Source organism: Glycomyces halotolerans, from assembly GCF_054779575.1.
Genome location: NZ_BAAGXZ010000015.1, coordinates 54,652 through 72,707, shown reverse-complemented (window position 1 = coordinate 72,707; position 18,056 = coordinate 54,652). Strand labels below are relative to the sequence as shown.

Genomic DNA, 18,056 nt, shown 5'->3' with positions numbered 1-18,056 from the left:
GCCTCACTCGCTCGGTGTGGCGTCGGCGCTGGGCGTCTCCTGGCTCGGCGTCTCCGACGGGCTCGGCGAGGCGGTCTGCGACGGGCTCGGCGACGTGTGCGTCGGCGTCGGCTCCGGCTCCGGGCTGGGTTCGAGCGTGCCGCCGGGGCTCGTCGGGCTCTGCTCGGGCGAGTGGTGGTCGGAGGGTTCCTCGACCGGGCTCAGTCCCGGCATCCCGGTGGGCTCGGGGCTCTGGCGCTCCGGGCTCGTTCGGTCGTCGGCCGAAGCAGGTGCGGCCGTGGTCGTCTCCTGGCCCGGTTCGTTCCGGTGCCGGTTTCCCACGCCGCCGGTGCCGCCGGTCGACTCCTCGACCTCGGCGTCCTGGCCCTGTGTTCCGGAGTCGAAGCCGAACCAGCCGTCGGTGATGCCCGAGCCGTTCTCGTCGGACTGCACTCCCATCAGCTCGGGCACCGGGCCTCGCAGCAGCGCTCCGGTGACGACGACGCCGCTCGCCACCGTGGCGACCGCCAGCACCCCCAAGTGCCGGAACCGTTTGGACCGGCGCAGGTCGTATTGGAGCGACCGCATCGCGCCCTTCGTCTCGCGCCCGATGGCGCCGAAGATCCCCACAAGCATTCCCACCGTTCGTGTAATTCCCTTACCGGTGGACAACGAGCGGGGCGACTCCTGGTAACCGGCAGGTCGCCCACAAGAGTGGTGATCTGCTGCGGACCGCGATGTCGATCGGACGGACGTACGGGTCAGAAGTCGCGCTTGACGGCCCGCACGAGCAGCCCGGCGAAGACCTCCAGCGCGGCCGGGTCGACCTCGGCCCGCGAATCCTCCAGCGCCGTCCCGGCCCGCTCGGCCAGCAGCTCGATACGGTGCTCGGTGTCGGCCAGCGCCCCGGTGTCCATCAGGATCGCCCGCAGCCGCTCCACACCGGCGCCGTCCAGATCCGGATCCCCCAGGCCCGCGTCCAGCTCGGCCCGCTGGGCGCGGTCGGCCGCGGCCCAGGCCCTCGCGACCAGGAACGTGTGCTTGCCTTCGCGCAGGTCGTCCCCTGCCGGCTTCCCGGTCTGCGTCGGGTCGCCGAAGACCCCGAGGACGTCATCGCGCAGTTGGAACGCCTCGCCCAGCGGCAGCCCGATCGCCGAATAGCGAGCGCGCACCGCCTCACCGGCGCCGGCCAGCGACGCGCCCAGCAGCAGCGGGCGCTCGATGGTGTACTTCGCCGACTTGTAGCGGGCGACCTTCGCGGCGGTGTCCTCGGACACGTCGCGCCGCACCTCGGAGAGCACATCGAGGTACTGGCCCGCGCTGACCTCGGTGCGCATCAGGTCGAAGTCGCGCCGAGCGGCCGCGACCGCCTCGAACGGCATCCCCGCCGAACACAGCAGCTCGTCCGACCAGGCCAGGCACATGTCGCCGAGGAGGATCGCCGCGGCCGCACCGAACTGCTCGGGCCGGCCCGACCAGCCCTCGCGGAGATGGAGCGCGGCGAAGCGGCGGTGCACCGACGGCGCGCCGCGGCGGGTGTCGGAGCCGTCGATGAGGTCGTCGTGCATGAGCGCCGAGGCCTGGACCAGCTCCAGCGAGGCCACGCAGGCGACCAGTTCGTCGGAGTCGGCCAGTCCCGCCCCGCGCGCGCCCCAGTAGGCGAACGTGGGCCGGATTCGCTTGCCCCCGCCCAGCACGAAGGAGCGGACCGCGTCGGCGTAGTCGCCGAGGCGGTCGTCGATGCCGCAGATCAGGTCCGCCTGCCGGTCCAGGAACGCGGTCAGGGCCGATTCGATCCGGTCTTTGAGCTCCACGCCCCGACCCTAGGCGAACAGACGTCCGTCCCAACTATTGGGTGGAGCGCCGTGCAGGCCAGGACACGTGTCGCCGGACGGTTACGGTTGTCCCATGACCCTTGGAGTCGCCTCAGTGATGCCCCAGCAGACCGCCAAGATCGGCGACCTGCTGCGGTCGGGCACGCCCAGGTTCTCCTTCGAGCTGTTCCCGCCCCGTTCCGAGAAGGACGAGGGGATCCTGTGGCGGACCATCCGCAACCTCGAGCAGCTCGGGCCCGACTTCGTCTCGGTCACCTACGGCGCCGGCGGGTCCACCCGGGTCAAGACCGTCGAGACCACCGACCGGATCAACTCCGACACCAGCCTGCTGACCATGGCCCACTGCACCGCCGTCGACCACTCCGTCTCCGAGCTGCGCAACCTCATCGGGCACTTCGCCAACGTCGGCGTGCGCAACATCCTGGCCCTCCGAGGCGACCCGCCCGGCGACCCCAGGGCCGACTGGGTCAAGCACCCCGACGGCTTCGAACACGCCTCCGAACTGGTCCGGCTCATCAAGGAGTCCGGCGACTTCTGCGTCGGCGTGGCCGCCTTCCCTGAAGGCCACCCGCGCGACCCCGACTGGGAGACCGGCGTGCGCCACTTCGTGCAGAAGTGCCGCGCCGGAGCCGACTTCGCGATCACCCAGATCTTCTTCGACCCCGAGGACTACCTGCGGCTGCGCGACGCGGTCGCCGCCGCCGGATGCGACATCCCGATCGTCCCGGGGATCATGCCGGTCACCAACATCAAGCAGATCGAGCGGTTCGCGGTGCTCACCGGCATGGCATTCCCCGAGACGCTCGCCGAGCGGCTGCGCGCGGTCGAGGGCGACCGCGACGCGATCCGCGACATCGGCGTCGAAGTCGCCACCGACCTGGGGCGGCGACTGCTCGCCGAAGGCGCGCCCGGACTGCACTTCACCACGCTGAACCACTCCCGTTCCACCCGTCGCGTCTGGCAGAACCTCAACGGCGCCAAGGGCAGGCGCGTCACCAAGGGCTGACCGGCCGCGCTGACCGCGTGCCCGTCGCGGCGCGGTCACCGCGTAAAGTGCTCTACTATGTCCGACGCTGCGCACGCTCGCTCGATGGGGTCTGCTACAACGAATTCCATGCGCACCCGTGTGCCCGCCGATTCCCTTGTGGGACGGGCCATCCTCTCCGCCCGAATACAACCCGGGGCGGTGGTCGGTCTGGGACTGACCGCCAGTCTGCTCATGCCGGTCGTCGCCCTCGCCGGCGGGCCGCTCGTCCTGCTCACCGTGGCGCTGATCGGCGTCACCGCGCTGGCAGACGCCTCGTACCTGCTCCTGGCCACCCGCACCACTCAGCCGTCGCGTCGGGTGCTGGTCTTCGAGCCGCTCGCCGGGCGCCTCGGCGAGGCCGCGTGGCTGATGGCGCTGTGGCTGCTCGGCGCGCCCGGGTGGGCCGTGGTCGTCACCGGGGCGCTGGCCTGGATCTACGTGCAGACCAGGTCGCGGGCGCGGCAGGTCGGCCTGCGCGATCTGGGGATGACGACCTTGGGGGAGCGCTCGGTCCGGACGGTGACGGTGGCCCTCGGCTTCGCCGCGGCCGGAATCATCGCGGTGGTCGGCGGAGCGCAGTACGATCCGTGGCTCTCGGGAGCGGCGACCGTCACCACCATCGCGTGGCTGCTCATGGCCGCGCTCGGGCTGCTGCAGCTGACGATCGTGGTCGCGGCCGCCCTGCGCGACGGTTAGTCTCCCGGCGGGAATGCCCCGGTGCGCCGCGGCGTTCAAGACGGCATGCGCTACGACCAGATCACGGACGACCAGATCGCCGCCTTCATCGAATCCGACGCGCGCCCGCGCCGGGTGCCCGAGGAGACCCAGCGGCTGCGGGACGCCGAGGAGCTGCTCGCCAAGCGCGACCCGCTGGGCGCGCTCGAGTTCCTCGAGCCGCTGCTGCGCGAGCACCCGGACCACCCGGACGTCATGCTCACGGCCGCGCGCGCCTATTTCAAGTCCGCGCAGCTGAACAAGTGCCTGGCGCTGTCCGAGGCGATGGTGGAGGCCAACCCGGCCGACTTCTACGCCCGGCGGCTGCTCGGCCGCACGCTCGAACGCCTCGGCCGCAAGTCCGAGGCCCGCGGACACCTCCGCATGATCGACCGCATCAGCGAGTGAAAGTGTGACCCACGCCGCGCACGATGTCGTGCGCGGCCGCTTTTTGCTTGGGCGGCAATCGATCAGCTGTCAAATTGGCGACATTCCGTAGTGTTTCGCCGCTGTGGCGTAACCATGGGGGTTCAAAATGTCGGACTCTTGTGGTTCCATATTCCTCGAACGCGAGTTCGAACAAGGTTATGGAGGCCCTCATGGCTGCTTCTCGACCCGGAGTCACCCGATCGACGCCCTCCTCGCCCGGCAACCCGGGCGTGAGCTCGCCCCAGCTGGTGCAGGCGGGGACGGTCTCGAACTCCCGCCTGCGCATCCCGGCGGGCCAACTGCCGAACCGCTCGCCCCTCCAGCTGCTGGCAACCGCCCGCACCGACCTCGACGACGCGGCCGAACAGACCCGCCCCGGCGAACGCTACGCCGAGGCCCACATGGCCGCCCTCCGCGTGGCGGCGGCCGTGCTCGCCGTCCGAGCCGCCGACGTCGCCGGCAGACGCCGCCCGGCGCGGCCGTCGAGCGCCTGGGAACTGCTCAAGGGCGCCGCACCCGAGCTGGAGGAGTGGGCCTCCCACTTCTCGCGCACCGCGCGCAAACGCGTCCTGGCCCAGGCCGGCATTCCCGACATCGTCACCGCCGAGGAGGCCGACGCGATCGTCGCCGACGCCCGTCGCTTCCTCGACGTGGTCGTCCGCCTGCTCGGTTTCAGCTCCCTGGCCCGCTGACCGCCGCGCGACCGCGGCCCCGCTCGCACCGCGCGGCACGCAGGCGGAACCGTTGAACGGGCGGTTATACGATTGCTGACGGCCCCGGGCATTCGCGAGAATGATCCTGCAAGCCGTCCAATCGTCTACCGAATACTTCCGAGGAGTATTGAGCCCGTGTATCGGACACACCTCGCCGGCACGCTGAGTGCCGCTGACGTCGACCAGCAAGTCACCCTCGCCGGATGGGTGGCGCGGCGCCGCGATCACGGCGGGGTGGAGTTCGTGGATCTGCGCGACGCCTCGGGCGTCGTCCAGGTCGTCTTCCGCGACTCCGAGGCCGCCAAGGCCGCGCACGAGCTGCGCAACGAGTTCTGCATCCAGATCACCGGCGTCGTCGCGCGCCGCCCCGAGGGCAACGAGAACCCCGAGCTGCCGACCGGCGAGATCGAGGTGACCACCGAGTCCCTCACCGTGCTCTCCGAGTCCGCACCGCTGCCGTTCCAGATCGACGACCACATCGACGTCTCCGAGGACGTCCGCCTGCGCCACCGCTACCTCGACCTGCGGCGCACCGGCCCGAACCAGGCGCTGCGGCTGCGCTCGAAGGCCAACAACATCGCCCGCAACCTCCTGGTCGAGGACGGGTACGTCGAGGTCGAGACGCCGACGCTGACCCGCTCGACGCCCGAGGGCGCCCGCGACTTCCTCGTCCCGGTCCGCCTCCAGCCCGGCTCCTGGTACGCGCTGCCGCAGTCGCCGCAGCTGTTCAAGCAGCTGCTCATGGTCGGCGGCTTCGAGCGCTACTTCCAGATCGCGCGCTGCTACCGCGACGAGGACTTCCGCGCCGACCGCCAGCCCGAGTTCACCCAGCTCGACATCGAGGCCTCCTTCGTCGACCAGGGCGACATCGTCGACCTCGGCGAGCGCATCGTCGCCGCCCTGTGGAGCGAACTGGGCGGCTACGAGCTGCCGCGCCCGCTGCCGCACCTGACCTGGCGCGAGGCCATGGACCGCTACGGCTCCGACAAACCCGATCTGCGTTTCGGCCAGGAACTGGTCGAACTGACCGACTACCTGCGCGGCACCGCCTTCCGCGTCTTCTCCGGCGCGATCGACGCCGGCGGCTACGTCGGCGCGGTCGTCATGCCCGGCGGCGCCTCGCAGACCCGCAAGGAGCTCGACGCCTGGCAGGACTGGGCGAAAGCCCGCGGCGCCAAGGGCCTGGCCTACGTCACCTTCGCCGCCGAGACCGGCGAGCCGAAGGGACCGGTCGCCAAGAACCTGTCCGAAGAGCACCTGGCCGGCCTGGCCGATGCGGTCGGCGCGAAGGCCGGCGACGCGGTCTTCTTCGCCGCCTCGCCCGACCGCCGCGAGGCGCAGGAGCTGCTCGGCGCCGCCCGCCTGGAGGTCGGCCGGCGCTGCGGACTCATCGACCCCGACGCCTGGGCGTTCTGCTGGGTCGTCGACGCGCCGATGTTCGAGCCCACCGACGAGGGTGGCTGGACCGCGGTCCACCACCCCTTCACCTCGCCGAACCCCGAGTGGATCGACAAGTTCGAGACCGACCCGGGACAGGCCCTGACCTACTCCTACGACATCGTCTGCAACGGCAACGAGATCGCCGGCGGCTCGATCCGTATCCACGACCGCGCGGTCCAGAGCAGGGTCTTCGACGTGCTGGGCCTGAGCCCTGAGGACGCCGAGGAGAAGTTCGGGTTCCTGCTGGAGGGCCTGAAGTACGGTGCCCCGCCTCACGGCGGCATCGCCTTCGGCTGGGACCGGGTGTGCGCGCTACTCTCGAAGGCGGACTCGATCCGCGAGGTCATCGCCTTCCCGAAGACCGGCGCGGGATACGACCCGCTCACGGCCGCGCCGACGCCGATCACGGGGGAGCAGCGCGCCGAAGCCGGAATCGACTTCGTCCCCGAAACCGAAACCGACGAGGTGGACCAGTAGCCATACGATGCACGCCGTGAGCGGCTCGGGCCCATTGGGCTCGAGCCGCCGCCCGTTTCACGTGCCGGGTTCTCCCGCAAGGGCTTCCGAGCGGTAGAAGCTCCGTGGGCTGCGAAAGCGCCCCAAAACGTGACTGATATACCTAACACCCGGTCTAGGCAGGAGCAAGAGGGAGCGGTTCGACGTGCAGAGCGGGACCATGGTGGCAGGCCGCTATCGACTGGACGAGCGGCTGGCCGCCGGCGGCATGGGCGAGGTCTGGAAGGGCTTCGACACCCGCCTGAGTCGGAGCGTGGCCATCAAGATACTCCATGCTGGACTTTCCACCAACGACAAGTTCCGCGCCCGCTTCCAGCTCGAGGCCCGTGCGGTCGCAGCGCTGCAGTCTCCCGGCATTGTAGCGCTGTACGACTACGGCGAAGAGGACGGCGACGACGGCACCATCGCCTACCTGGTCATGGAGCTCGTTCGCGGGCGGTCCCTGGCCGAGATCCTGCAGGAGCGGGGACCGCTGCCTCCGGCCGAGGTCATGCAGATCGTGGCAACCGCCGCCGACGCCCTCGAAGTCGCGCACCGCGCCGACATCATCCACCGCGACATCAAGCCCGCGAACCTCCTGGTCGATGAGGCCGCCGGGGCGGTCAAGATCGTGGACTTCGGCATCGCCGCCGCCAGAGGCGCCTCGGGCCTGACCGAGACCGGCACGGTGATGGGCACCCTGGCCTACGCCTCGCCCGAGCAGCTCAACGGCGGCGAACTGAGCGGAGCGACCGACTTGTACTCGCTCGGCTGCGTGGCCTACGAGGCGCTGATGGGCCGACCGCCGTTCGTCTCCGAAACGCCGGTCGCGGTGATGAACGGCCACATGAACCAGGCGCCGCCGCCGCTGAAGCGCGACATCCCGGCCGGAGTGGCGCAGGTCGTGCTGCAGGCGCTGCAGAAGGAGCCCCAGGCCAGATACGGCTCGGCCGCCGACATGGGACGCTCGGCGCGCGAGGGCCGAGTGGTGACCGGCGGGATTCCGCTCGCCTCCTCACCGCCGCAAAGCGCGACCCGGATGTTCGGAGCGGCCGGCGCCGGAACGGCGGCGGGCCAGCGGACAGGGAACATGACGGCGGCGCAGCCGACGGGCCAGATGGGTGAGGCGGAAGGCGGCGGCGGCAAAGCCGTGCCGTGGCTGATCACCGGTGCGGTCACCGTCGTGGTGGCCCTCATACTGATGCTGCTCTACGGTCCGCTGCAGAACGGACGGGGCGGCGAATTCTCCGAGAACGACAGCAACACCATGACGCCCGCCGAGGACGCTGAGACCAAGACTCCAGGCGAGGTCGAGACCACCGAAGACGACACCGACGACTGGGACGACGACAACTGGGAGGCGCCGACGTCCGAAGAACCGACGACCGAGGAACCCACCGAGACGGCATCTGAGACCGAAACGACCGACCCGGACGAGCCTACTACGAGCGAGCCGGCAGAGACCACCAGCGAGCCCGAACCTGAACCGACCGACACGCAGTCGTCGCCCGAGCCGACCGACGACGGCACTGAGGACGGCGGCGACGGCAACGGCGGCGACGAGCCGAACTAACTCTCTGGTGAGGCCGGAAGCCGGGGAGGATCGGCCTCCGGCCCGTCTGTGCCGCCGCGTTATGCCCCCTCTTCCGCGAGCGGCGGATAGCGAACGATGACGTCCTCACCGTTGCCGTTCGAGGTCGCCACCCACAGCCATCCGTCCGGGCTGACCTCCACGGTCCTGATCCTGCCGATCTCTGAGGCCAGCACCGCTTCCGGCTCTCCGGCCTCGCCGCCTGACACCGGCACGGTCCAGAGCCGCTGGCCGCGCAGCGCCGCCACGTACATGACGTCGTCGACGATCTCGGCTCCGGACGGCGACGCTTCGGCCGGCGACCACACCAACAGCGGGTCCTCGTACACCGGGTCGCCTCCCATGCCCTCGACCTCGGGCCAGCCGTAGTTCGCCCCCGGCTCGATGTGGTTCAGCTCGTCCCACGTGTTCTGACCGAACTCGCTGGCGTACATCTCGCCCTCCGAGTCCCAGGCCAGCCCCTGTACGTTCCGGTGCCCCCAGCTGTAGACCAGCGAGTCCTCGAACGGGTTGTCCTCCGGCACCGAGCCGTCCGGTTCGGCACGGAGGATCTTGCCGCCCAGGCTCTCGAGGTCCTGAGCGTTCGCGGTGTCGTTCGCGTCGCCGGTGGTCACGTACAGCCTACCGTCGGGTCCGAACGCCAGTCGGCCCCCGTTGTGATTGAGCGCGGTGGGGATTCCGGTGATGATCGGCTCGGGCGCGAACTGGTCGATCGTGAACCGAACGACGCGGTTGTCCTCTTCGGTCGAGTGGTAGGCGTAGACATAGCCGTCCTCCTCGTAGTTCGGGGAGACGGCCAGGCCGAGCAGTCCGCGCTCGTCGAACCGCCCCTCCGGCGAGGGGACGCCGATGCCGCCGATGACCTGGGGACTGCCGAAGCCGGTGTACCGGAGGAGGGCGCCGCTGTCGCGGTCGGTGACCAGAGCGCTGCCGTCGGGCAGGAACGCGAGGCCCCAGGGGATGGAGAGCCCCTGGGCCAGCACTTGTCCCTCGCTGAAGTCGAACCCGGCCTGCTGCGCCGGTTCGGCCTGGTCGGGGCCCTCTTGGGCCACCGCCGTTCCGACGCCCATGGCCGCGGCCGCGAACGTCGCGGCGGCGACCAGCAGTCTGCGTCGCATGAATGCTCCCTGCCTTTCAGGAAATAGACATATTTCGATGGAATCGATAGCATAAGCGGTATTTGCCCCCTCTGTCCAGAAAGCGTTCCCACGGTGCGCGCCGCGGTGCCGCCGCGAGCCGGAATCGGCGGGGCGGTTGTGGCGGCAGGGGCAATGTAGGCTGTGGGCGAGGAAACCCGACCCCCCGAATTTGGAGGACGCTGATGTCTACCCTCACCACTCGCCGCCTCGTCGGCGCCGCGGCGATCCCGGTGTTCGCGCTGGCCTTCGCCGCGTGCAGCTCGGATTCCGGCGACGACGCCGGAAACGACGCCGGCTCGGAGTCCAACGAGGACGCCGTCGCTCAGTTGAGCCCGCAGGAGGCGGTGCTGGCCTCCTACGAGGGTCTGGACGGCGAGTCGTACAAGATGGAGTCGGTCATGACCGTCGACGACATCGACTTCATGAACATGACCAACACGGTCGACGGCGGAGCCGCTCACGCCTCCCAGGACATCTACATGAGCGCCATCCTCGAGGCCATGGGCGAGGAGATGCCCGAGGACCCCGAGTCCGCCGAGATGATGGAGTCCATGTTCTCGGACATGCACACCGAGTCGATCGTGGTCGACGATGTGATCTACATGCAGTTCTCCGGCGGCCTGTTCGACCTCATGGCCGAGGAGTTCGGCGAGGACGCCTGGTTCACCCTGGACCTGACCGAGGAAGGCGACCTCAACCGCGTCTACGAGCAGGTCGGCAGCCTCGACCTGGCCGAGCAGACCGAGCTGATGATCACCGACCTCAGCGATGTCGAGGAGACCGGCGACGGTGTCTACACCGGCACGCTCAGCGCCGACTCGGAGGCGATGGGCGACCTGCTCGGCGCCACCGGCGGCGCCGCCAACGGCGCCGAGATGATCGAGGACACCGAGGTCACCATCACCCTCGATGACGAGGGCCTGCTCAAGACCATGGAGATGACCCTGCCCGAGATCGAGGGCATGACCATGCACATGGTCAGCGAGATCGTCGAGATCGGCGGCGAGTACGACATCGCCGCTCCGGAGTCGGACAACCTCCACTCCTTCGACGAGTTCGCCGGCTCTCTGCAGTAGTAACCGAGACCGCGGCGAGAAGGTCGCCGGGCCATGGCCCGGCGACCTTCTCGCGTTCAGGCGGCGGCAGAGTCGCCGGTGTCAGTTCGCCGCTTCCTCCATGTCCTCCGAGGGCGCGGTCCTGGCCGGCCCCTTGCGGTCGGGCCAGGCCGCGGCCAGGCCCCTGGACGCCTCGATGATCATCCAGACCGCGAGGATGAAGATGACCGCGTCCAGCGGCGCGAGCACCCACTCCCCGGCCTCGATGAAGTTGCGCAGGTTGATGGCGAGCGCCCAAGTGGTCATCCCCACCAGGAACACCAGCGGGACGAGCAGCGCGACCGGGTTGGCGCGGCGCTTGGTCACCCAGACGGCGATCACCGCGAGCGCCAGGCCCGCCAGCAGCTGGTTGGTGGTGCCGAACAGCTGCCACAGCACGCCGAAGGCGTATCCGGCGTCGTCGCCGCCGGGCATGAGCGCCAGCGCGAGCGGGATCGCCACCGCGATCACGCCCGCCAGCGTCAGGTTGTTCGCGACCCTCTGCCAGCCGGCGAGGTGGGCGATCTCCTGGACCACGTAGCGCTGCAGTCGGACCCCGGTGTCCATGGTCGTCGCCGCGAAGGAGATCACCACGACGGCCGCGAAGATGACCGCGTAGTCCAGTGGGATGCCGAGGTTGTTGGCGAAGACCGCCACGCCGTTGACGAAGTTGCCCACGGCCCCGCCCGAGGCGGTCGAGAAGTCGGCGTAGAGCCCGTCCCATTCCGCCTGGGTCGCCGCCACGCCCGCGCCTACCGCCAGGATCGAGCACAGTGCGAGGGTGCCCTCGCCGATGGCGCCGCCGTAGCCGACGTGGCGGGCGTCGGTCTCCTTGTCGAGCTGCTTGGCCGTCGTTCCGGAGGACACGAGGCAGTGGAAGCCCGAGATGGCGCCGCAGGCGATGGTGATGAACAGGAACGGGAAGATGCTCGGGCTGCCTTCGGGCACGGTGTTCAGCGCCGGCGCGACCATGGTGTTCCATCCGATCCCGACGCCCAGGAGGACGACCGCCAGCGCGATGAACAGCTGGTGGGAGTTGATGTAGTCCCTGGGCTGCAGCAGGACCCACACCGGGATGCGCGAGGCGATGAAGGTGTAGACGAACAGGATCACGATCCACACGTTGCGGGCCTGGTCGACGCCGAGCGCTTCGGCGAGTCCGGTGATCTCGATGGGGAAGGCCTGGCCCACCCAGATGAGGACGTACAGGGCCGCGACGCCCAGCAGGCTCGGTACGAGTGCGGCGCTGCGGCGCCGGTAGACGTAGTAGCCGATGGCGATCGCGATGGGGATTTCGCCGAAGATCGGGATCACTGCGCCCGGGTTGGCGACCAGGAGGTTGCCGATGACGACCGCGAACACGGCGTTGACGAGGGTGAGCAGGAAGAAGATGATGACCAGGAACAGCGTTCCGGCGCGTGGGCCGATCACGTCCTTGGTGAGGGTGCCGATGCCTCGGGCCCGGTGCCGCACCGACAGGACCAGGGAGCCGAAGTCGTGGACGCCGGCGGCGACGATGGTGCCGATGACGATCCAGGCCAGGGCCGGCAGCCAGCCCCAGAAGATCGCGATGGCCGGGCCGACGATCGGGGCGGCGCCGGCGACCGAGGTGAAGTGGTGTCCGAACAGGACGTGCTTGTTGGTGGGGATGAAGTCGACGCCGTCGTTGAAACGGTGGGCCGGGGTGACGTACGCGGGGTCGAGCCGGTAGACCTTATCGGCCAGGTAGCGGGAGTAGTAGATGAAGCCGCAGGCGAATAGCGCGAGTACCGCGATCGCCAGTACGAATGCGGGCATGGGCTGGCCTCCAGATGCAGATGTGACCCAGGCAACTCAACGGTGATATCACCGTAAAGCTGAGGAAACCTCGGTGTCAATGCTTGACGGTCGCAAAGACTCCGGGCGGCCCGAACCCTCGTATCGCCGACATTCCGCTTCCCCGGGCGCCCCCGGTGATGCGGCCCGCACCGGCAAATGGCATACGCTGGTTCGGCCATGGACGCACCAGGACTCTTCGAGATCGCCGAACCCTCTGAACCCGAGGGGTCCGGAGTCCTGGGCACCGGCACCTCCTCCGCCGACGACCCCCTGGCCGTGCGCATGCGGCCGCAGCGCCTCGACGAGCTGATCGGCCAGGACCACCTGCTCACGCCCGGCTCGCCGCTGCGGCAGGTCGTCGAGGGCCGCCAGCCGATGTCGGTGATCCTCTGGGGGCCGCCCGGCTCCGGCAAGACCACGATCGCTCACCTGGTCGCCCGCTCGGACGACCGGCGCTTCCGCGCCATGTCCGCGCTCAACTCCGGGGTCAAGGACGTTCGCGCCGCCATCGAGGAGGCCCGCCGCATCCGGCGCACCGGCGGGCCCCAGACCATCCTGTTCATCGACGAGGTCCACCGGTTCAACAAGACCCAGCAGGACTCCCTGCTCGGCGCCGTCGAAGACCGCACCATCACCCTCCTCGCCGCCACCACCGAGAACCCGTACTTCTCCGTCGTCGCGCCCCTGGTCAGCCGCTGCGTCCTGCTGACCCTCCGCGAACTCGGCGACGCCGACATCGGCACCGTCGTCGACCGCGCCGTCGCCTCCCCGCGCGGCCTCGACAAGTCGGTCGAACTGACCGACGAGGCCCGCGACCACCTGGTCCGCACCGCCGGCGGCGACGCTCGCAAAGCCCTCACCGCCCTCGAAGCCGCCGCGGCGACCCTCGCCGACGACGCCGCCGAGACCGACGGTGCCCCGCGCGTGACCGTGGCCGTCGTCGAGGCCGCCATCGACACCGCCGCCGTCCGCTACGACCGCGACGGCGACGGCCACTACGACGTGGCCAGCGCCTTCATCAAGAGCCTGCGCGGCTCCGACGTCGACGCCGCCATGCACTACCTCGCTCGCATGGTCGTCGCGGGCGAGGACCCGCGCTTCATCGCCCGCCGCCTGGTCATCTTCGCCTCCGAGGACATCGGCATGGCCGACCCCACCGCGCTCCAGACGGCCACCGCGGCCGCCACCGCCGTAGAACGCATCGGCCTGCCCGAGGCCCGCATCAATCTCGCGCAGGCCGTCATCCACCTCGCCACCGCCCCCAAATCCAACGCCGTCATCACGGCCGTCGACGAGGCCATCGCCGACGTGCGCCGCGGCATGATCGGCCCCGTCCCCGCCGACCTGCGCGACGCCCACTACAAGTCGGCCGCCGAACTCGGCCACGGCACCGGCTACGTCTACCCGCACAGCGACCCGCTCGGCGTGGTGCCGCAGCGGTACGCCCCCGACGTCGTGGCCGGGCGCGACTACTACCGGCCCACCGGCCACGGCCGGGAAGCCGAGGTCGCCGACCGGCTCGCCAAACTGCGCCGGATCGTGCGGAAACGCGACGATGACCGGTGAGAGCGGTCCGCCGCCGGGCCCGCGGCGCTCGAGCGACCGCATCGCCGAAGCGCTGGCGTCCACCGGGAACCGGATCGCACGGCTGCGTTTGACGGTGCTGGCCGTCGCCGCGGCGACCGTGCTCCTGGTCGCCGCGGTCCTGTGGCACGGCCGGGCGCTCACGATCGATCCGACGCGCAGGGCGGTCGACGAACTCGACGTGCCGGCCTGGGCGTCCGTCAGCGTCAGCGACGAGACCTACGGCAGCCGCTGGTGCGTGGGGGAGTGCCGGGTGCGGACGCGCACCTGGACGTCCGAAGGCACTGTGGACGACACCGCGGGGGAGTTCTGGAAGGCCCTGCTGGAGAACGGTTGGCGCCCGGCGGACGAGGAGCTGTGCGTCGGCGAGGAGGGCTGCTACGTCCGCGACGAGCTCTACCTCGAGCTGTGGGTGGTGCCGGTGAGCTGCGACGACCGCTACGAGCTGTGCGTGGGCTCGGAGGTGACCGCGGTGGTGGCCTCCCAGGCCGCGCAGCCTCGGCTCGCGAAGGAGCGGCGGACGGCCGTCGAATTGGAATGAGGACGGGCGGCCGAGCGGTCGCCGGGCCGCCCCATTGCGCTTTCTGTCCCTCTCTGCAAGGTAAGGTCAAGGCTGCGTTGCTCATGCGCGAGAGCCAGGAATCATCATTAGCCGCATTAGTGCGGTCAATTCTTCGTCAAGGGGGAAGTCGTGCCGGAGGAGTCATTGGCCTTGGAGTTCAACGACGGTTGGGATATCTTCGCGGCCCTGGCAGGGGTCGGGATACTCATTCTCTGCGTGGTCTTGAGCTTCGTCCTGATCAGCGTGCGGAACAAGATCGTGTCGAAGGCGGGCCGCACTCTCGACAAGGTCGACCGCGAAGTCGGTCCGCTGCTGCAGAACCTCAATACGACCGTGACCAACGTCAACTCGTCGCTGGTGAAGGTCGACGGCGAACTGGTGAAGGTCGGCTCGATCACCGACAACGCCGCCAACGTGTCGTCCAATGTCGCGAACCTGACCACGCTGGTCGCCTCGGCGGTGGCATCGCCGCTGGTCAAGGCCGCGGCGTTCAGCTTCGGTCTGCGCAAGGCCGTCAAGAAGCGGGGCGAGGACATGGACGAGCAGCAGGTGCGCCGCATGGTCGAGGCCTCCAAGCAGAACCGCAAAGAGCGCAAGCAGGCCCGCAAGGCCCGCAAGCGCGGCAAATAGACTTGAGGAGATCCCATGTTGAAGCGGATGATCTGGGTGGGCGTCGGCGTGGTCGTCGGGGTCGTGGTCGTGCGGAAGCTGACCAAGGCCGCGGAGTCGGTCACTCCCGGCGGGGTCGCCGACCGGGTCGGCGACGCCGGTGCTGAAATGAAGGCATCGTTCCGAGCGTTCTGGTCCGACGTCTCCGAGGCGAAGCAGGCCAAGGAATCCGAGCTGCTGGACGCCATCGAGCGCGGCGACGACATCGCGCCGCTGCTCAGCGAAGAGGAAGAAGACGCCGCGACCGCTCATGGCCGGCTATAGCACTGAAGGAGGTGCCCATGGAGACCGCTGAAATCCAACGCCGGTTTCTGAAGTTCTTCGAGTCAAACGGCCATACGGTGGTCCCCAGCGCACCCCTGCCGGCGATCGAGGACCCGAACCTGCTGTTCATCAACGCGGGCATGGTCCAGTTCGTCCCCTATTTCCTGGGACAGGCGAGCCCGCCGTGGCCGCGGGCGACCTCGATCCAGAAGTGCCTGCGCACCCCGGACATCGAGGAGGTCGGCAAGACCTCCCGCCACGGCACGTTCTTCCAGATGAACGGCAACTTCTCGTTCGGGGACTACTTCAAGGAGCAGGCGATCCGCTTCGCCTGGGACCTGTCGACCGGATCGGTCGAAGACGGCGGCTTCGGTCTCGACGCCGATAAGATCTGGGCCACGGTCTACCTCGACGACGACGAGGCCATCGACATCTGGCACAAGCAGATCGGCCTGCCGATGGACCGGATCGTGCGACGCGGCCAGGCCGACAACATGTGGTCGATGGGCATCCCCGGGCCATGCGGGCCTTGCTCGGAGCTCTACTACGACCGCGGTCCCGACTACGGCCCCGAAGGCGGGCCCGAGGTCGACGAGGACCGCTACATCGAGTTCTGGAACCTCGTGTTCATGCAGCAGGAGCGCGGCGCCGGCCCGGCCAAGGAGGACTACGAGATCCTCGGCGACCTGCCCAAGAAGAACATCGACACCGGCATGGGCATGGAGCGCATGGCGGCGGTCCTCCAGGGTGTCGACAACATGTACGAGACCGACCAGGTCCGCCCCTTGATCGACAAGACCGCGGAGCTGACCGGTCGCCGCTACGGTGTCTCGAGCTCGCACACCGCCTCCGAGTCGCACCCCGACGACGTCCGCTTCCGGATCGTCGCCGACCACGTCCGCTCGAGCCTGATGCTCATCGGCGACGGCGTCGTGCCCTCCAACGAAGGCCGCGGCTACGTCCTGCGCCGCATCATGCGCCGCGCGATCCGCGCGATCCGCCTGCTCGGCTACGACAAGCCGGCGATGCCCGAGCTGCTGCCGGTGGCGCGCGACCGCATGGCCCCCTCGTATCCCGAGCTGGCCGCCGACTTCGAGCGAATCTCCTCCTACGCCTACGCCGAAGAGGAGTCGTTCCTGTCCACGCTCAAGCGCGGCACCGAGATCCTCGACATGGCGGTCACCGAGACCAAGCGGGGCGGCGGGAAGTCCCTGGAGGGCTCGAAGGCCTTCGAGCTGCACGACACCTACGGCTTCCCGATCGACCTGACCTTGGAGATGGCCGAGGAGCAGGGCCTGCAGGTCGACGAGGACGGCTTCCGCCGCCTCATGGCCGAGCAGCGCGCCCGAGCGAAGGCCGACGCGGAGGCCCGCAAGACCGGGCACGTCGACCTGTCGGTCTACCACCAGATCCGCGACGCCGCCGGCACCACGTCGTTCACCGGCTACACCGAGGACTCCCGCGAGACCGACGTCCTGGCGATCGTCGGCGCCGACGGCCGCGCCCGCGACGCCGAGGCCGGCGACGAGGTCGAGATCGTCCTGAAGGCCACCCCGTTCTACGCCGAAGGCGGCGGCCAGCAGGCCGACACCGGCCGGATCACCGTCGGCTCCGGCGAGCTGGAGGTCTACGACGTCCAGTCGCCGGTCCCGGGCCTGATCGTGCACAAGGCCAAGGTGCTGCGCGGCGGCGTCCTCGAAGGGGACACCGCCTACGCCGAGATCGATCGGCGGCGGCGCGGTGCGATCAGCCGCGCCCACACCGCCACGCACCTGGTCCACACCGCGATGCGCAACTTCCTCGGCGAGTCGGCCACGCAGGCCGGTTCGCTGAACGCGCCCGGTCGGCTCCGGTTCGACTTCAACACGCCGAACCAGGTGCCCGATTCGGTCCTCAGCGACGCCGAGCAGCAGGTCAACGAGATCCTCGAGCACGACCTGGAAGTCAAGGCGTTCACCACGAGCATGGCCGAGGCCAAGGCGCTGGGCGCGATGGCGCTGTTCGGCGAGAAGTACGGCGACGAGGTCCGGGTCGTCGAGGTCGGCGACTACGCCCGTGAGCTGTGCGGCGGCACCCACGCGGGCCGCTCCGGTCAGCTCGGCGTGGTCAAGTTCCTCTCCGAGTCGTCCATCGGCTCGGGCGTGCGCCGCGTCGAGGCCCTGGTCGGCATCGACGCCTTCCAGTTCCTCGCCCGCGAGCACGCCCTGGTCAACCAGCTCGCCGGTCTCTACAAGGTGCCGTCGGACCAGGTCAAGGACCGGGTCGAGGCGACGATCGCCCAGCTGCGCGATGCCGAGAGGGAGCTCGCGCAGCTGCGCAGCCAGATCGTGCTGTCCAAGGCCGCGGACTACGCGGCCGAGGCCAAGCAGGTCGGCGCGGTCAAAGTCGCCGCCGTGAAGGCCCCGGACGGCACCAAGGGCGGCGACGTCCGCAAGCTCGCGATGCAGATCCGCTCGCACCTGCCGCAGTCCGAGGCCGGCGTGGCGGCCGTGGTCGCCACCGCCGGCGGCAAGGCCAGCGTCGTCGTCGGCGTCAACGCCGCGGCCAAGGCCGCCCACATCAGCGCGGCCGACCTGGTCAAGAGCGCGCTGTCGGGCCGCGGCGGCGGCAACGACGACATCGCCCAGGGCGGCGGCGTGCCGGCCGAGCAGGCCGACCGCCTGCTGGACGACATCGTGCGCGCCCTGGCCGAGTAGGCCCCAC

Annotated in this window: 16 protein-coding genes; 12 read left to right on the top strand and 4 right to left on the bottom strand. The window is 69.7% G+C overall.

Annotated features, from left to right (window positions below; genetic code table 11):
* Positions 1 to 3 precede the first annotated feature (3 nt).
* Both ACYVL2_RS13620 and ACYVL2_RS13615 read right to left on the bottom strand, forming a co-directional pair.
* A complete protein-coding gene (locus tag ACYVL2_RS13620) occupies positions 4 to 621 on the bottom strand; it encodes a hypothetical protein (RefSeq protein ID WP_460544168.1) in 618 nt (205 codons plus the stop codon).
* A gap of 119 nt (positions 622 to 740) precedes the next feature.
* Entirely contained in the window at positions 741 to 1,793 is a 1,053-nt protein-coding gene (locus tag ACYVL2_RS13615) for a polyprenyl synthetase family protein (RefSeq protein ID WP_460544166.1), read from the bottom strand.
* A gap of 94 nt (positions 1,794 to 1,887) precedes the next feature.
* Here ACYVL2_RS13615 and metF point away from each other — a divergent pair, with 94 nt between their 5' ends.
* The 6 genes from metF (at position 1,888) to ACYVL2_RS13585 (ending at position 8,205) form a co-directional block, all read left to right on the top strand.
* Positions 1,888 to 2,820 (top strand): methylenetetrahydrofolate reductase [NAD(P)H], encoded by a 933-nt coding sequence (gene metF, locus ACYVL2_RS13610; RefSeq protein WP_460544164.1) that lies wholly within the window; start codon positions 1,888 to 1,890, stop codon positions 2,818 to 2,820.
* A 180-nt stretch (positions 2,821 to 3,000) separates the two neighbouring features.
* On the top strand, positions 3,001 to 3,537 hold the full coding sequence (locus tag ACYVL2_RS13605) for a hypothetical protein (RefSeq protein WP_460544162.1): 537 nt from the start codon (positions 3,001 to 3,003) through the stop codon (positions 3,535 to 3,537).
* 21 nt (positions 3,538 to 3,558) lie between these two features.
* Positions 3,559 to 3,963: a tetratricopeptide repeat protein gene (locus tag ACYVL2_RS13600; RefSeq protein WP_460544160.1), complete on the top strand. Its 405-nt coding sequence runs from the start codon at positions 3,559 to 3,561 to the stop codon at positions 3,961 to 3,963.
* A 191-nt stretch (positions 3,964 to 4,154) separates the two neighbouring features.
* Positions 4,155 to 4,676 carry an SAV_6107 family HEPN domain-containing protein gene (locus ACYVL2_RS13595; RefSeq protein WP_460544158.1) on the top strand — a complete coding sequence of 174 codons (522 nt, stop codon included), beginning with the start codon at positions 4,155 to 4,157 and terminating at the stop codon, positions 4,674 to 4,676.
* A gap of 156 nt (positions 4,677 to 4,832) precedes the next feature.
* Positions 4,833 to 6,614: an aspartate--tRNA ligase family protein gene (gene aspS / locus ACYVL2_RS13590; protein WP_460544156.1), complete on the top strand. Its 1,782-nt coding sequence runs from the start codon at positions 4,833 to 4,835 to the stop codon at positions 6,612 to 6,614.
* Positions 6,615 to 6,798: 184 nt separating this feature from the next.
* Positions 6,799 to 8,205, top strand: coding sequence for a serine/threonine-protein kinase (locus ACYVL2_RS13585; protein ID WP_460544154.1), 1,407 nt, complete (start codon positions 6,799 to 6,801; stop codon positions 8,203 to 8,205).
* A gap of 59 nt (positions 8,206 to 8,264) precedes the next feature.
* Here the strand turns inward: ACYVL2_RS13585 and ACYVL2_RS13580 are convergent, their stop codons facing one another.
* Positions 8,265 to 9,341 carry a PQQ-dependent sugar dehydrogenase gene (locus tag ACYVL2_RS13580; RefSeq protein WP_460544152.1) on the bottom strand — a complete coding sequence of 359 codons (1,077 nt, stop codon included), beginning with the start codon at positions 9,339 to 9,341 and terminating at the stop codon, positions 8,265 to 8,267.
* 203 nt (positions 9,342 to 9,544) lie between these two features.
* On the opposite strand from ACYVL2_RS13580, the gene ACYVL2_RS13575 reads away from it, so the two are divergent.
* Positions 9,545 to 10,438, top strand: a complete 894-nt coding sequence (locus ACYVL2_RS13575; RefSeq protein ID WP_460544150.1) for a hypothetical protein — start codon at positions 9,545 to 9,547, stop codon at positions 10,436 to 10,438.
* A gap of 81 nt (positions 10,439 to 10,519) precedes the next feature.
* Here the strand turns inward: ACYVL2_RS13575 and ACYVL2_RS13570 are convergent, their stop codons facing one another.
* Positions 10,520 to 12,253 carry a carbon starvation CstA family protein gene (locus ACYVL2_RS13570; RefSeq protein WP_460544148.1) on the bottom strand — a complete coding sequence of 578 codons (1,734 nt, stop codon included), beginning with the start codon at positions 12,251 to 12,253 and terminating at the stop codon, positions 10,520 to 10,522.
* A gap of 198 nt (positions 12,254 to 12,451) precedes the next feature.
* Between ACYVL2_RS13570 and ACYVL2_RS13565 the strand changes: the two genes are divergently transcribed.
* The 5 genes from ACYVL2_RS13565 (at position 12,452) to alaS (ending at position 18,049) form a co-directional block, all read left to right on the top strand.
* Positions 12,452 to 13,840, top strand: a complete 1,389-nt coding sequence (locus ACYVL2_RS13565) for a replication-associated recombination protein A (protein WP_460544146.1) — start codon at positions 12,452 to 12,454, stop codon at positions 13,838 to 13,840.
* Positions 13,830 to 14,399, top strand: coding sequence for a hypothetical protein (locus ACYVL2_RS13560; RefSeq protein ID WP_460544144.1), 570 nt, complete (start codon positions 13,830 to 13,832; stop codon positions 14,397 to 14,399). The genes ACYVL2_RS13565 and ACYVL2_RS13560 overlap by 11 nt, the downstream gene beginning before the upstream one ends.
* Before the next feature lie 171 nt (positions 14,400 to 14,570).
* On the top strand, positions 14,571 to 15,050 hold the full coding sequence (locus ACYVL2_RS13555; RefSeq protein ID WP_460544142.1) for a DUF948 domain-containing protein: 480 nt from the start codon (positions 14,571 to 14,573) through the stop codon (positions 15,048 to 15,050).
* Between the two features lie 15 nt (positions 15,051 to 15,065).
* A complete protein-coding gene (locus ACYVL2_RS13550) occupies positions 15,066 to 15,353 on the top strand; it encodes a hypothetical protein (RefSeq protein ID WP_460544140.1) in 288 nt (95 codons plus the stop codon).
* A gap of 17 nt (positions 15,354 to 15,370) precedes the next feature.
* Complete coding sequence (alaS, locus tag ACYVL2_RS13545; RefSeq protein WP_460544138.1) at positions 15,371 to 18,049, top strand: alanine--tRNA ligase; 2,679 nt, start codon at positions 15,371 to 15,373, stop codon at positions 18,047 to 18,049.
* Positions 18,050 to 18,056: the final 7 nt, after the last annotated feature.

Coding starts and splice junctions, on each gene's coding strand:
- metF (WP_460544164.1), top strand. CDS start 1,888: ATGACCCTTGGAGTCGCCTCAGTGATGCCCCAGCAGACCGCCAAGATC.
- ACYVL2_RS13595 (WP_460544158.1), top strand. CDS start 4,155: ATGGCTGCTTCTCGACCCGGAGTCACCCGATCGACGCCCTCCTCGCCC.
- ACYVL2_RS13580 (WP_460544152.1), bottom strand. CDS start 9,341: ATGCGACGCAGACTGCTGGTCGCCGCCGCGACGTTCGCGGCCGCGGCC.
- ACYVL2_RS13575 (WP_460544150.1), top strand. CDS start 9,545: ATGTCTACCCTCACCACTCGCCGCCTCGTCGGCGCCGCGGCGATCCCG.
- ACYVL2_RS13570 (WP_460544148.1), bottom strand. CDS start 12,253: ATGCCCGCATTCGTACTGGCGATCGCGGTACTCGCGCTATTCGCCTGC.
- ACYVL2_RS13565 (WP_460544146.1), top strand. CDS start 12,452: ATGGACGCACCAGGACTCTTCGAGATCGCCGAACCCTCTGAACCCGAG.
- ACYVL2_RS13560 (WP_460544144.1), top strand. CDS start 13,830: ATGACCGGTGAGAGCGGTCCGCCGCCGGGCCCGCGGCGCTCGAGCGAC.
- ACYVL2_RS13550 (WP_460544140.1), top strand. CDS start 15,066: ATGTTGAAGCGGATGATCTGGGTGGGCGTCGGCGTGGTCGTCGGGGTC.
- alaS (WP_460544138.1), top strand. CDS start 15,371: ATGGAGACCGCTGAAATCCAACGCCGGTTTCTGAAGTTCTTCGAGTCA.